Origin of the sequence: Brevibacterium limosum (assembly GCF_011617705.1) — a bacterium.
Taxonomy (GTDB): domain Bacteria; phylum Actinomycetota; class Actinomycetes; order Actinomycetales; family Brevibacteriaceae; genus Brevibacterium; species Brevibacterium limosum.
In genome coordinates this window covers 1,983,381-1,996,972 of sequence record NZ_CP050154.1, presented here as the reverse complement: position 1 = coordinate 1,996,972, position 13,592 = coordinate 1,983,381, and the positions used below count along the sequence as shown (strand labels likewise).

The following is a 13,592-nucleotide window of genomic DNA, read 5'->3' as shown; positions in this document are numbered from 1 at the left end:
TCTTCGGTCTTGAGGTCAGTTCAGGGTTGTGTTCGGGTCGACGAGGATCCGGCCGGCGATCTCTTTGCAGTCATAGACCGCGACGGGTTCGAAGGCCGGCGGATTCACCGGCCTGCCCGTCGTCAGGTCGAACTGCGATCCGTGCAGCCAGCATTCGATGGTGCAGTCCTCGACGTCTCCTTCCGCCAACGACACCTCACCGTGGGTGCACAGGTCGTCGATGGCGTGGATCGTGCCGTCGGAGTCGCGAGCGATGCAGATCTCGAACTCGCCGATCTCGATGCGCATGGTGCCGCCGGGGGTCACCTCATCGGTGGCCGCCACGTCGATCATGGTCACAGAACACTCCGGGACAGTTCGTCTTCGATGCGCTCGTTGAGCACGTCTTCGATCTCGGGCACCTGGATCTTCTGAATCACTTCATTGAAGAATCCGCGTACCACGAGCTGACGAGCGACCTCTTCCGGGATGCCGCGGCTCATGAGGTAGAACAGGTGCTCCTCATCGAAGCGACCCACCGAGGAGGCGTGGCCGGCACCGGCGATGTCGCCGGTCTCGATCTCGAGGTTCGGCACCGAGTCCGCACGGGCACCCTCGGTGAGGATGAGGTTCCGGTTGAGCTCGTAGGTGTCGATGTCGAGGGCCTCGGGTCGGATGAGCACATCGCCGATCCACACGCTGCGCGCGTCCTTGCCCTGCAGAGCGCCCTTGTAGTGGACGTTGGACTGGGCCTTGGGAGTGTTGTGGTCGATGTAGGTGCGGTGCTCGAGGTGCTGACCGGCGTCGGCGAAGTAGAGGCCGAGCAGTTCGGCCTCTCCCCCGGCCGCCGAGTAGCGCACGTTCGTGTTCAGGCGCACGACCTCACCGCCGAGGGTGATGTGGATGTGCTTGAACTTCGCGTCCTTGCCCACGATCGCGTCGTGCTGGCCGAGGTGCTGGGAGCCCTCGTCCCACAGCTGCAGCGATACGAAGGTGACCTCCGCGCCGTCGCCGACGACGAGGGAGACGAGCTCGGAGTACCGGGCCAGTCCCTCGTGCTCGACGACGATGGTCGCCTTCGAGTTCGCTCCGACGGTGACGACGACATGGCCGTGGCCGAGCGCCTCACCCGTGCCGTCGGCGTGGATGATCGCGGCCCGATCGAGTTCGGTGTCCGCGGGGATCGAGTAGTGCGTCACGGCGGCGGCTCGGTTGGCGGCGACGGCCGCGGCACGATCCTCGGGTTCGAGGATGCCCAGTTCCTGAGCGGACTCGAGCGAGATCTCCTCGACGGACAACCCCTCGGGCAGGTCCGACTCGAACTTCAGCGTCGCCTCGCTGGCGGTGTCCTCGAAGAACTCGCTGAACTTGCGCACGGGAGAGAAGCGCCATTCCTCCTCCCGGCCGGTGGGCACGGGGAAGTCGGCGACGTCGAAGCTGCGGGTGCGCGCATCGCGCTTCGAATCGGGCACCTGGACCTCGGAACCGTGCGAGTGTTCCGAGAGGCCAAGCGGATTGGTGGTGTCAGTCACAGATTTACTCCTTTGAGTGCAGTGGGCGCCGGGTCGGGTCTCAGCCGACCGCGCCTTCCATCTGCAGTTCGATGAGGCGGTTGAGTTCGAGGGCGTACTCCATCGGGAGTTCACGTGCGATGGGCTCGACGAAGCCGCGCACGATCATCGCCATCGCCTCGGTCTCCTCCATGCCGCGGGACATGAGGTAGAAGAGCTGATCCTCACTGACCTTCGACACGGTGGCCTCATGGCCGAGTGTGACGTCGTCTTCGCGAATGTCGATGTAGGGGTACGTGTCCGAACGGGAGACGTTGTCGACGAGCAGGGCGTCGCAGAGGACGTTGTTCGACGCGCCTTCGGCACCCGGATGGACGTGGACGAGTCCGCGGTAGCCGGCACGGCCGCCGCCGCGGGCCACGGACTTCGACACGATCGACGAATGGGTGTGCGGAGCGGCGTGGACCATCTTGGCACCGGTGTCCTGGTGCTGCCCCTCGCCGGCGAAGGCCACGGACAGCGTCTCACCGCGAGCGTGCTCACCGGTGAGCCAGATGGCCGGGTACTTCATGGTCACCTTCGAGCCGATGTTGCCGTCGACCCATTCCATGGAGGCGCCCTCTTCGGCGATGGCACGCTTGGTGACCAGGTTGTACACGTTGTTCGACCAGTTCTGGATCGTCGTGTAGCGGACCTTCGCGTCCTTCTTCGCGATGATCTCGACAACGGCCGAGTGCAGGGAGTCGGTCTTGTAGATCGGAGCGGTGCAGCCCTCGACGTAGTGGACCGAGGCTCCCTCGTCGGCGATGATGAGCGTGCGCTCGAACTGGCCCATATTCTCCGTGTTGATGCGGAAGTAGGCCTGCAGCGGGATCTCGACGTGGACGCCCTTGGGGACGTAGACGAAGGAGCCGCCGGACCAGACTGCGGTGTTCAGCGCGGCGAACTTGTTGTCGCCGGACGGAATGATCGAGCCGAAGTACTCTTCGAAGATCTCCGGGTGCTCACGCAGACCTGTGTCGGTGTCCATGAAGATGACACCCTGAGCCTCGAGCTCCTCGTTGATCTGGTGGTAGACGACCTCGGACTCGTACTGAGCGGCGACACCGGCGACGAGGCGCTGCTTCTCGGCCTCGGGGATGCCCAGACGGTCGTAGGTGTTGCGGATGTCCTCGGGGAGGTCCTCCCAGGAAGTCGCCTGTCCCTCGGTGGAGCGGACGAAGTACTTGATGTCGGCGAAGTCGATTCCGGTGAGGTCGGCGCCCCAGTTAGGCATCGGCTTCTTGTCGAACAGGCGCAGCGCCTTGAGCCGACGCTTGAGCATCCACTCGGGTTCGTCCTTGAGCTTCGAGATGTTGCGCACGACGTCTTCGCTGAGCCCGCGGGTCGCGGTCGCTCCTGCGTCGTTCTCGTCGTGCCAACCGTATGCATACTGCCCGAGGTCTTTGAGCTCGGGATTCGCATCGATGATCCGATTTCCTGTGTCAGTCATCGTGAACCTCCTTGAGGTCGATCATTGCTGTGGATGAGTGGTCTGGTCAGTTCCGAAGTCGGAATGTGGGTGGTGCACACGTGGTCTCCCTGTGCCAGCGAGGACAGCCGGCGCACGTCGACGCCGAGGTAGTCGGAGAACATCGCGAGTTCTGCTTCGCAGATCTCCGGGTACTCCGCCGCCACGGCCTGGATCGGACAGTGTCCCTGGCACAGCTGCATCGCTTCGAGCGGGGTTCCGGCCGCGACCGGTGTCGCCGAGGCGGCGTACCCCTCCCGTGTCAGTGCAGCAGCGAGTGCACGTGAGCGAGACGCCACTGTGGTGCCGCCGCGCTTGTCGAGCTCCGGTCCGAGCCGGTCCCGCAACCGACCCACGAGGTCTTCGGTGAAATCCTCCACCGCCGACTTGCCGTGCTTGTCCTCCATGTAGCGCAGGATATTCACGGCCAACTCGTCGTAGGAATGACTGACCGAATCGTGTCCGGCCGTCGTGACCACATAGTGCCGGGCCGGTCGGCCCCTGCCCGCCTGTTTGCCGGCGAGTTCACGGACCTCGATGAGGCCCTCGCTCTCCAGCGCGTCCAGGTGACGACGGATCGCCGCGGGAGTCAGCTCGAGGGCTCTGGCCAAAGACGAAGCGGTGATCGGCCCTTCGTCGAGCACCGACTGGAAGACTTTCTGCCGGGTTCGGCGATCTTCCGTGTCGTTTGCAGCCATAATCCACCTCCTTGACTAACACAACACTATTGTTGCGTAATTTGTTTCGTAAAACTAGGTGAGCCTAACCACCGGCGGATTCGGCACCGGCCAACTGCCGTTTCGACACCGGTTTCGACGCGTCGTAGAATAGCCTGGTGTCAACTCCGGCCCTGACCATCCGCGGTCTCCAGTACTCCTACGGCACCCACCGTGTCGTCGACGGAATCGACCTCACGGCCGAGACCGGGTCCGTCCTCGGCGTCCTCGGGCCCAACGGCGCCGGCAAGTCCACGACCATCTCCCTGGCCGTCGGCACCCGCCGTCCGGACTCGGGCACGGTGGAGATCTTCGGGCACGATCCCGTCTCCGATCACCCCACGACGTCGCAGCTGGCCGGTGTCATGCTCCAGGACGGCGGACTGCCCATGAGCTCGAAGCCCCTGCAGGTGCTGCGCCACCTCTCCTCCCTCTATGAGAACCCCCTGCCGGTCGACGAGCTCGCCGAACCCTTGGGACTCCATGACTTCGCCGGTCGCACGATGCGCCGACTCTCCGGCGGGCAGAAGCAGCGCGTGGCCCTGGCCGCCGCGCTCATCGGCCGTCCTCGTCTGGTCTTCCTCGACGAACCCTGCGCCGGCCTCGACCCGCAGGCTCGCGAGGTCGTCCACAGCTTCATCGCCGATCTCGCCGAACGCGGAGTCGCCGTCGTCCTCACCACTCACGACCTCGCCGAGGCGGAGGAGCTCTCCGACGAGGTCGTCGTCATCGACCGCGGACGCATCATCGCTCAGGGAGCCCCGGAAGAGCTGCGCAGCGCCTCCGCCGGGTCACGGTCGCTGACGATTCGTCTGGGCTCCCCAGTCCCCGCCGATCTCGTCCACCGGCTCGCCGAGCTCGGCCCCGCCTCGGCGCAGGACTCGCTGATCACCATCGACGGTACACCGACGGCGAGCCAGATCGCGGCCGCCTGCACGGCCATCGCCGAGGCGGGACTGCAGATCACGGACATCGGGATGCAGAGACAGTCACTGTCCGATGTGTTCTTCGAACTGACGGGGAGGCCGCTGCGATGACCCTCACGCGCATCGTCTCGCAGACGAGGTTCGAGACCCTGTCCGTTCTGCGCAACGGCGAGCAGCTGCTGCTCTCGGTGATCTTCCCTCTCGGTCTGCTCGTCTTCCTCGCGAAGACTCCCCTGCTCACTGGACTCGGGGTCATCGATTCCGGAACCGATCCGCTGGCGATCGCCGTGCCCGGAGCGCTGAGCCTGAGCTTGGCCTCCAGCGCATTCACCGGTCAGGCGATCGCCACCGCCTTCGACCGCCGCTACGGCGTGCTGCGGCAGCTGGCGACGACTCCGCTGGGGACGAGCGGACTCATCCTCGGCAAACTCGGCGCCGTCATCGTCGTCATCGTCATCCAGTACGCACTCGTCCTCGCCGTGGCGGTCGCCCTCGGTTTCCGCGGACCCGTCGATGTTCTCGGGCTCGTGGTGACCACTCTGCTGGGCACCGCTGCGCTGCTCTCCCTCGGTCTGCTCATGGCCGGAACCGTCCGCGCCGAGGCGACGCTGGCGGCGACGAACCTCATCTGGGTTCTCATGGCCGGCGTCGGTGGCCTCATCATCGCGCATCCGGGAGAATGGGGAACAGTTGTGGGCTACCTGCCCTCCGGAGCTCTCGGCGACGCCATGCGGTCCGCCATCGGGGACGGCGGCACAGACATCAAGGCAATCATCGTGCTCCTGGTATGGGGGCTTGTGGGAACGCTTGCGGCACGCAGGTGGTTCCGTTTCGAATGAGGAGTGAAGTGGTCACGAAGAAGATCCGCATCGCCGCTTGGGCCATGCTCATCGCCCAGGCCGGGATCATCCTGACCGGCGGAATCGTCCGGCTCACCGGATCGGGACTCGGGTGCTCGGACTGGCCGAAGTGCACCCCCGATTCCCTCGTGGCCACCAGCGAGATGGGCATCCACGGCGCCATCGAGTTCGGCAACCGGCTCCTTGCCGTGGCGCTGGCGATCCTCGGCGTGTGCATCGCGCTCATGCTGTGGAGGCACCGGAAGAAGCGCCCGGATCTCTTCTGGCTCAATATCGGACTGCTGGCCATCGTCCCCGTCCAGGCCGTCGTCGGCGGAATCACCGTGTGGACGAAGCTCAACCCCTGGGTCGTCGCCGGCCACTTCGTCCCCTCGGCCGTCGCCGTCGGTGTCGCCGCCTACTTCGTCCGTCGCACCTACGACACGGGCGTGCGACTGAACACCAAGGCTCCGGCTCCCCTGCCGACACTCGGCTGGATCATCCTCGGCCTCACCGCGATCATCGTCGTATTCGGAGTGCTCACCACGGGTGCCGGACCACACTCGGGTTCGACGATCTCGACCCGCAACGACCTCGACAACATCTGGGTCACCCGCCTCCATGCCGCACCGGTGTGGCTGCTCGTCGTCGCCACGCTCTCCGCCCTGGTGGTCGCCCGGAAGAAGGCGCAGACCGCAATGGTCGCTCCGCTGGCCGTGCTCCTCGTCGTCGAGATCGCGCAGGGGGTCATCGGATACGTCCAGTACTTCCTCGGCGTTCCCGAAGCCCTGGTGGCCTTACACATGGTCGGGCTGTCCGCTACGATTGCGGCAAGCGTTGCCGTCCTCGACAGCGCATACCCGAGGAGCACCGATGCCAGTCCCGATCGTTCCGTGTCTGTGGTTTCCTGATCGCGCCGAGGAGGCCATGGAGTTCTACTGCTCAGTCTTCCCTGATTCGCGCATCCTCTCCATCGAACGCTATCCCGACGAATCCCTCGACGAACACTTCGCGGGGATGAGCGGGAAGGTCCTGGACGGCCGCTTCGTCCTCGACGGCACACCTTTCATCTGCCTCGACGGAGGACCGGCATTCACATTCAACGAGGCGATCTCGCTGACCGTCGAATGTGCCGACCAGGCCGAGATCGATCACTACTGGTCGCATCTGTCGGCCTCACCCGAGCACGAGCAGTGCGGCTGGCTCAAGGACCGATTCGGGATCAGCTGGCAGATCGTCCCTGCGAACCTGGGTGAGCTGATGACCGGCCCGGCACAGACTCAGGCCCTCATGCAGATGAAGAAGATCGTCATCGACGACCTCGTGGGCGCCGGCTGAGGATCTGCGTTCCGGCCCGAAAACCGGGGTACAAATGGGAAACGGCCCAGTCTGCGCTGAATAGCCCAGGTTCGGAACTGGGCTATTCAGCGCAGACTCGGCCGAATGTGACACCGGGCTCTCTGCGAGACTTCTCTGTGAGCGCCCGGCGGCGAGTCTCAGCGCACCGGGTTCCGGCGACGACTCACCAGATGCCGGGGATCAGAGTGGGCACGAACGGGTCGATGGCCACAGCCAGGAAGAGCAGCGACAGGTAGGTGATCGAACCGTGGAAGACCTTCATCGCCTTGAGCGAGGTGCCGTCCTTGCCCTGCTTGGCGCGGGAGACCAGCGAGTAGCACGACCACAGGAACCAGGCTCCGGCGCCCACAGCCACGATCGTGTAGACCGGGCCCATCGGAGCGACGGGGATGAGTGCCAGCGAGCATGCGATCATCGCCCACGTGTAGAGGATCATCTGACGACCGACGGACGTCGGCGGAACCTTCGACGGCAGCATGGGCACTTCGGCGGCGTCGTAGTCGGCCTTGTATTTGATCGCCAGCGGCCAGTAGTGCGGCGGGGTCCAGAAGAAGACGACGAGGAAGAGCAGCACGGGCTCCCATGCGACTCCCCCGGTCACGGCCGACCAGCCGATGAGCACGGGCATGCAGCCCGCGGCGCCGCCCCAGACGATGTTCTGTGAGGTGCGGCGCTTGAGAACGAGAGTGTAGAAGACTGCGTAGAGCAGGATCGCCGAGGCGGTGAGCCCCGCCGTGACCCAGTTCGTGAATCCCCCGAGCCAGAAGATCGAACCGATGCCGAGCACGAAGGCGAAGATCAGTGCGGAGCGGGGGCTGACCTCACCGGTGACGAGGGGTCGGTCCTTCGTCCGCTCCATCTTCGCGTCGATGTCACGGTCGACATAGCAGTTGAAGACCGACGCCGAGGCCGCTGCCGCGGCTCCGCCGATGAGAGTGTTGATGACCAGCCAGATGTTCGGCAGGCCCTGAGCGGCCAGGAACATCACGGGCGCGGTCGTGACGAGGAGCAGTTCGATGACACGCGGTTTGGTCAGTGAGATATATGCGCTGATGATCGAACGCGGTCGGGCAGCGAGATTCTGCTCGTCGATGGCCCTCTGCAGAGGTCGTTCACTCTGCTCTTCCCGGTTCTGACGAAGTTTGCTCACGGCCTAGATTCTACCTGTTGTCGAAGTTTTTGCCAGTCGCGCGAAGGCGAGTCGACTCACTGACGATGCGGACGAGGAAGGCCACTGCGGCACACACGGGTGCAAGCACGATGACCTGCACGACGAGTGCCGAGACGAAGCTCAGCGAGGCGGACTGCGGATCCGTGCCGAGGACGCCTAAGTCGACACACAGACCGAGGGTGCCGGCGAGGAGGGAATAGATGAGAGCCGTCCTCCATACCAGCCCGCCGCGTCGGGCGTTGAGCATCACAGCCAGCGCGGCTGCGAAGGGTGTGAGCAGAAGCAGAGTGCCCAGCGTCCAGAGCCCGAGCTCACCGAGGTCGACGCTGCCGCGCAGCGGCTGTCCGATCGCCGACGACACGGCGATGGTCACCACAGCGAAGAACACGGGGAAGGCCGCGCCGAACCGGGAGAGCGCCCGACGGAGCGCTCTGGTCTGGTGGGCCGCCTCGGCGAGGTCGGGACGCCTGCCCGCCGGCCATTCAGCTCGCCGGTCCGCGCCGTCTGCGCCAGCGACATCGAGCACGGGATCAGCACCTTCGCCCACCCTGCCACCTCTCCTGTCGACCACGGTCTCTTCTGAGTCTGTGCAACTCGCAGCAGTTGTCGATTGTCGAATCACAGCTGTGCTCGGGACCACACTCTACCCGTCAGTAGCCGGAAAGTCTCGGACCCCGACGGTGCGGCTGGCGAACAGGGGCGACGCTTCTGGCGTCCGACGGGTAGAGTTTGAATGCACGCTCTCAGACGAACGAAGGATCGCTCGACGACATGACAACTCTGTCCTGGACTGAACTCGACAATCGCGCAGTCGACACTGCCCGCCTCCTCGCCGCGGATGCGGTGCAGAAGACAGGGAACGGGCACCCGGGCACCGCCATGAGCTTGGCCCCCATCGCCCACTACCTGTATCAGCACGGACTCACTCACGACCCGGCCGACCCGACCTGGGTCGGCCGTGATCGCTTCGTCCTCTCCTGCGGTCACAGTTCGCTGACTCAGTACATCCAGCTCTACCTGGCCGGATTCGGACTGGAACTCGACGATCTGAAGGCGCTGCGCACATGGGGCTCGCTGACCCCGGGCCACCCCGAGGTCGGGCACACCGCCGGCGTCGAGATCACCACGGGTCCGCTGGGCTCCGGACTGGCCTCGGCCGTGGGCATGGCCATGGCCGCTCGCCGCGAACGCGGACTCTTCGATCCCGAGGCGGCCCCCGGCACCTCGCCGTTCGATCACTCGATCATCGTGCTGGCCTCCGACGGCGACCTCGAAGAGGGCGTGTCCGGTGAAGCCTCCTCGCTGGCGGGCACACAGGAGCTGTCGAATCTGCTGGTCATCTGGGACGACAACAAGATCTCCATCGAAGACGACACCGCCATCGCCTTCGGTGAGGACACCGCCGCCCGCTACGCCGCCTACGGCTGGCACGTCCAGCACGTCGACTTCACCGCAGGCGATGACTACCACGAGGACATCGCCGCCTTCCACGCCGCCGTCGAGGCCGCGCGCGCCGATTCTCGCCCCTCGTTCATCCGGCTGTCCACGATCATCGCCTGGCCGTCCCCGAACGCGCAGAACACCGGCGGGTCCCATGGCGCGGCCCTCGGTGAGGACGAGATCCGGGCGACCAAGGAGATCCTCGGCTTCGATCCCGAGCAGACCTTCGCCGTCGACGACGAGGTCCTCGCCCACACCCGTCAGGCCCTCGACCGGGGTCGTGCCGCTCACCTCGCATGGGACGACTCCTTCGCCGAATGGCGCAGCGCGAACCCGGACAACGCGGCTCTCTTCGACCGCCTGTCCAAACGGGAGCTGCCCGCCGGCCTCGATGCGGCTTTCCCGGTCTTCGAAGTCAGCGAGAAAGGCATCGCCACTCGTGCGGCCTCCGGTCAGGTGCTCAATGCCATCGCCGAGATCATGCCGGAGCTCTGGGGCGGTTCCGCCGATCTCGCGGGTTCGAACAACACGCTGATCAAGGGTGAGCCGAGCTTCCTGCCCACTCACCGGTCGACCGAGGCCTTCTCCGGTCACGCCTACGGACGCAATATCCACTTCGGCGTCCGCGAGTTCTCCGCCGGCCTCATCGGCAACGGCATCGCCCTCCACGGCGGAACCCGCCCGTACACCGGCACCTTCCTCGTCTTCAGCGACTACCAGCGCCCCGCCGTGCGACTGGCCGCCCTCCAGCAGCTGCCGAACCTGTTTGTGTGGACTCACGATTCGATCGGCCTCGGCGAGGACGGTCCCACGCATCAGCCGATCGAGCACCTCTCGGCCCTGCGCGCCATCCCCGGCCTCGACGTCGTCCGTCCCGCCGATGCGAACGAGACCGCGGTCGCCTGGCGGAAGATTCTCGACCGCACGGACGGACCCAGCGGACTCGTGCTGACCCGTCAGGCCGTGCCGGTCCTCGACCGTGAGAAGTACGCACCCGCCTCCGAGGCGGCACGCGGCGGGTATGTGCTCACCGACACCGGTGACCGGCCCGAGGTGGCGATCATCGCCAGCGGATCCGAGGTCGCCATCGCTCTCGATGCCGCCGAGGCTCTCCGGGCATCGGGCACCGCTGCACGCGTGATCTCCATGCCCTGCCAGGAGTGGTTCGACGCTCAGCCGGAGGACTACCGGACCACGGTGCTCCCACGCTCCCTCAGGGCCCGTGTGAGCATCGAAGCCGCCTCGTCGATGAGCTGGCACAAGTACCTCGGCGATGCCGGTCGTGCCGTGTCCATCGAGCACTTCGGGGCATCTGCGGACTACCAGACCCTGTACGAGAAGTTCGGCATCACGGCCTCGGCCGTCGTCGACGCAGCCAAGGAATCCATCTACGCAGCAAAGGCGGAAGCATGAGTGAACGTCTCCAGCAGCTCAGCGGAGCCGGGGTCTCGATCTGGCTCGACGACCTCTCCCGCACCCGGCTCGAATCCGGCGACCTCGCCCGACTCATTGAGGACTCCGCGGTCACGGGGGTGACGACGAATCCGACGATCTTCGCCAACGCGATCTCCGCTGCGAACGACTACGATTCCGCGGTCGCCGAGCTCGGTGCCTCGGGCGCCGATGTGGATTCGGCGATCGAGGCTCTGACCACGACGGATGTCGCCGAGGCGGCTCGTCTGTTCCGACCGGTCTTCGAGTCCACGGACGGTGAGGACGGTCGCGTGTCGATCGAGGTCGCTCCCCCGCTGGCTCACGATGCAGAAGGCACCGTGGCCTCGGCGAAGGCCCTGTGGGAACGCGTCGGCGAGCCGAATGCGATGATCAAGATCCCCGCCACCGAGGAGGGGCTCCGGGCGATCTCCGAGACGATCGCGGCAGGGATCAGCGTCAACGTCACTCTCGTGTTCTCCCTGACCCGGTACCGTCACGTCGTCGAAGCCTTCCTGCAGGGTCTGGAGAAGGCCCGCGCCGCCGGCCATGACCTCTCGACGATCCGGTCGGTGGCTTCGGTGTTCGTCTCCCGTGTGGATTCGGAGATCGATTCCCGTCTCGACGCCGTCGAGGATCCGAAGGCCGCAGAGCTCAAGGGCAAGGCGGGCATCGCGAACTGCGTGCTCGCCCATGAGATCCACTCGCAGCTGTTCACCTCCGAACGCTTCCGGGTCCTCGAACTCGCCGGGGCCCGTCCGCAGCGCCTGCTGTGGGCCTCGACGGGGGTGAAGAATCCCGACTACTCCGACACGATGTATGTGACCGGTCTCGTGGCACCGAACACCGTGAACACGATGCCCGAACCCACTCTGGAGGCCTTCGCCGACCACGGTGAGGTCACCGGGCAGATCACGTCGGAGCACTACCGCGCCGCCGACGAGGTCTTCGATGCTCTGGCACGACTGGGCATCGACTATGCCGACGTCATGACCGTGCTCGAAGAGCAGGGTCTGAAGAAATTCGACGTCAGCTGGACCGAACTCCAGGTTACGATCCGTACGGCTCTGGACCGCTCATGAAGCTCTCACTCTCTGTTCCCGTCGGCGAAGAATTCGATGTCGAGGCCGCGCGTCTCATCGACGCCGGTCCGGCCTCCCGCCTCAGCCGCCAAGATGCCGAGCTCTTCGACGGTGCCGCGGATGCCGCGGACCGGATGGGCTGGGTGGATCTGCCGCAGGAGGCCGCAGAGCTGCTCGATCAGATCGATTCCCTGCGGGCACGACTGCAGGAGCAGGGTCTGCGCACGATCAGCCTGGCCGGAATGGGCGGATCGTCGCTCGCCCCCGAGGTGATGACCCAGACCGCGGGCGTCCGGCTCGAGATCGTCGATTCGACGGATCCGAACCAGGTCGCCGAGGCGATCGGCACCGACCTCGAACGCACGGTCCTCATCATCGCCTCGAAGTCCGGAACCACGGTGGAGACGGATTCGATCCGACGCAGCTTCGCCGCGGCTTTCGAATCGATCGGCGTCGATCCGGCGTCACGGATGATCGCGATCACCGACCCGGGGACGGAGCTCGAGGCGTTGGCCGCCGAGCAGGGCTTCCTCGCGACCTTCCTCGCCGAGCCCACGGTCGGTGGGCGGTTCAGTGCGCTCTCGGCCTTCGGACTCGTTCCCGCGGGTCTGGCCGGTGCGGATGTGCGCGGAATCGTCGCCGAGGCGGCTGAGGCAGTCCCGCACCTGTCCGCCGACAGTCTGGACAACCCGGCGCTGCGGTTCGGCACCTGGCTGAGCATCGCTCATGCCCGGACGACGGAGAAGCTCGTCCTCGCCGAAACCGCTCCGCAGCTGCGCGGCCTCGGTGCCTGGGTCGAGCAGCTCGTCGCCGAATCCCTCGGCAAGGACGGACAGGGCATCCTTCCCGTCGTCGTCGACTCCCCCGCCGACATCGGGTTCTCCGACGCACGAGCGGACGCGCTGCTGTGCCTGCTCGGGCCCTCGGCCGGCGACGCGGAGCTGGGCGCACCGTCCGGTTTCGAAGCCACGATCACCGGCGGATTGGGTGAGCTGTTCCTGTTCTGGGAATACGCCACGGCCATCGCCGGATACAGCATCGGGGTCAATCCCTTCGACCAGCCCGATGTGGAAGCGGCGAAGGCGCAGGCCAGGCAGCTGCTCGACGGACCGGACTCCGGTCAGTCGGGGCAGCCGAAGTTCCGTGAGGGAGAGATCGACGTCCTCGACGTCGTCGACGAAGCCACGGATCTCATCGGTGCTCTGCAGGAGCTCTTCTCACAGGTAGACGAGTACGGCTACGTCGGCGTTCAGGCCTACCTGGACCGGATCGCCGATGCCGAGGCGGCAGAGCTGCGTCCGCTCGTGTCCACTCATGCGGGCGTGCAGACGACGTTCGGCTTCGGTCCCCGCTACCTGCATTCGACCGGTCAGTATCACAAGGGCGGTCATCCGAACGGAGTGTTCCTCCAGATCACCGGTGAGGCTCGCACGGATCTGCTGGTGCCGGGGCGAAGCTACGGCTTCGCTGAGCTGCAGCGTGCCCAGGCCGCAGGCGATGCGGCTGTGCTGGCCGAGAAGGGCCGGCCCGTGCTGCGCCTCCATCTGCTTGATCGTGCCCGTGGGCTCGAGCAGCTGCGGAGGGCGATCGCGTCGATCAGCCCGCTCCACCACTTCGGCCTCGACTGA

At 65.8% G+C, this 13,592-nt stretch carries 13 protein-coding genes; 7 read left to right on the top strand and 6 right to left on the bottom strand.

Annotated elements, in window-relative coordinates:
* Positions 1–15 precede the first annotated feature (15 nt).
* The 4 genes from GUY37_RS08840 to GUY37_RS08825 are packed head-to-tail and all read right to left on the bottom strand — an operon-like array spanning position 16 to position 3,698.
* On the bottom strand, positions 16–339 hold the full coding sequence (locus GUY37_RS08840) for a non-heme iron oxygenase ferredoxin subunit (RefSeq protein ID WP_407645401.1): 324 nt from the start codon (positions 337–339) through the stop codon (positions 16–18).
* On the bottom strand, positions 336–1,511 hold the full coding sequence (gene sufD / locus GUY37_RS08835) for a Fe-S cluster assembly protein SufD (RefSeq protein WP_166824671.1): 1,176 nt from the start codon (positions 1,509–1,511) through the stop codon (positions 336–338). The genes GUY37_RS08840 and sufD overlap by 4 nt, the downstream gene beginning before the upstream one ends.
* Positions 1,512–1,551: 40 nt before the next feature.
* Positions 1,552–2,982 carry a Fe-S cluster assembly protein SufB gene (gene sufB, locus GUY37_RS08830; RefSeq protein ID WP_166824669.1) on the bottom strand — a complete coding sequence of 477 codons (1,431 nt, stop codon included), beginning with the start codon at positions 2,980–2,982 and terminating at the stop codon, positions 1,552–1,554.
* Complete coding sequence (locus GUY37_RS08825; RefSeq protein ID WP_152346390.1) at positions 2,979–3,698, bottom strand: helix-turn-helix transcriptional regulator; 720 nt, start codon at positions 3,696–3,698, stop codon at positions 2,979–2,981. Before GUY37_RS08825 ends, sufB begins: the two co-directional genes overlap by 4 nt.
* Before the next feature lie 137 nt (positions 3,699–3,835).
* Here GUY37_RS08825 and GUY37_RS08820 point away from each other — a divergent pair, with 137 nt between their 5' ends.
* Genes GUY37_RS08820 through GUY37_RS08805 form a run of 4 tightly spaced genes read left to right on the top strand, consistent with a single transcriptional unit; the run spans position 3,836 to position 6,819 of the window.
* Positions 3,836–4,753 (top strand): ABC transporter ATP-binding protein, encoded by a 918-nt coding sequence (locus GUY37_RS08820; RefSeq protein ID WP_166824666.1) that lies wholly within the window; start codon positions 3,836–3,838, stop codon positions 4,751–4,753.
* A complete protein-coding gene (locus tag GUY37_RS08815) occupies positions 4,750–5,481 on the top strand; it encodes an ABC transporter permease (RefSeq protein ID WP_166824663.1) in 732 nt (243 codons plus the stop codon). Before GUY37_RS08820 ends, GUY37_RS08815 begins: the two co-directional genes overlap by 4 nt.
* A gap of 8 nt (positions 5,482–5,489) precedes the next feature.
* A complete protein-coding gene (locus tag GUY37_RS08810; protein WP_227492531.1) occupies positions 5,490–6,392 on the top strand; it encodes a COX15/CtaA family protein in 903 nt (300 codons plus the stop codon).
* Positions 6,355–6,819, top strand: a complete 465-nt coding sequence (locus tag GUY37_RS08805; RefSeq protein ID WP_166824660.1) for a VOC family protein — start codon at positions 6,355–6,357, stop codon at positions 6,817–6,819. The genes GUY37_RS08810 and GUY37_RS08805 overlap by 38 nt, the downstream gene beginning before the upstream one ends.
* Before the next feature lie 184 nt (positions 6,820–7,003).
* Here GUY37_RS08805 and GUY37_RS08800 read toward each other — a convergent pair whose 3' ends face one another.
* A complete protein-coding gene (locus GUY37_RS08800; RefSeq protein WP_152346385.1) occupies positions 7,004–7,990 on the bottom strand; it encodes a heme o synthase in 987 nt (328 codons plus the stop codon).
* A 10-nt stretch (positions 7,991–8,000) separates the two neighbouring features.
* Positions 8,001–8,537: a hypothetical protein gene (locus tag GUY37_RS08795; RefSeq protein WP_166824657.1), complete on the bottom strand. Its 537-nt coding sequence runs from the start codon at positions 8,535–8,537 to the stop codon at positions 8,001–8,003.
* Between the two features lie 245 nt (positions 8,538–8,782).
* Between GUY37_RS08795 and tkt the strand changes: the two genes are divergently transcribed.
* Genes tkt through GUY37_RS08780 form a run of 3 tightly spaced genes read left to right on the top strand, consistent with a single transcriptional unit; the run spans position 8,783 to position 13,592 of the window.
* Positions 8,783–10,864 carry a transketolase gene (gene tkt, locus GUY37_RS08790; protein ID WP_166824654.1) on the top strand — a complete coding sequence of 694 codons (2,082 nt, stop codon included), beginning with the start codon at positions 8,783–8,785 and terminating at the stop codon, positions 10,862–10,864.
* A complete protein-coding gene (tal, locus tag GUY37_RS08785) occupies positions 10,861–11,964 on the top strand; it encodes a transaldolase (protein WP_166824651.1) in 1,104 nt (367 codons plus the stop codon). The genes tkt and tal overlap by 4 nt, the downstream gene beginning before the upstream one ends.
* The gene (locus GUY37_RS08780) at positions 11,961–13,592 is read left to right on the top strand and encodes a glucose-6-phosphate isomerase (protein WP_166824648.1); all 1,632 of its coding nucleotides are present in this window, start codon (positions 11,961–11,963) and stop codon (positions 13,590–13,592) included. The genes tal and GUY37_RS08780 overlap by 4 nt, the downstream gene beginning before the upstream one ends.

Excerpts from the sequence above, each read along its gene's own strand:
- sufB (WP_166824669.1), bottom strand. The coding sequence starts at position 2,982 with ATGACTGACACAGGAAATCGGATCATCGATGCGAATCCCGAGCTCAAA.
- GUY37_RS08825 (WP_152346390.1), bottom strand. The coding sequence starts at position 3,698 with ATGGCTGCAAACGACACGGAAGATCGCCGAACCCGGCAGAAAGTCTTC.
- GUY37_RS08815 (WP_166824663.1), top strand. The coding sequence starts at position 4,750 with ATGACCCTCACGCGCATCGTCTCGCAGACGAGGTTCGAGACCCTGTCC.
- GUY37_RS08805 (WP_166824660.1), top strand. The coding sequence starts at position 6,355 with ATGCCAGTCCCGATCGTTCCGTGTCTGTGGTTTCCTGATCGCGCCGAG.
- tkt (WP_166824654.1), top strand. The coding sequence starts at position 8,783 with ATGACAACTCTGTCCTGGACTGAACTCGACAATCGCGCAGTCGACACT.
- tal (WP_166824651.1), top strand. The coding sequence starts at position 10,861 with ATGAGTGAACGTCTCCAGCAGCTCAGCGGAGCCGGGGTCTCGATCTGG.
- GUY37_RS08780 (WP_166824648.1), top strand. The coding sequence starts at position 11,961 with ATGAAGCTCTCACTCTCTGTTCCCGTCGGCGAAGAATTCGATGTCGAG.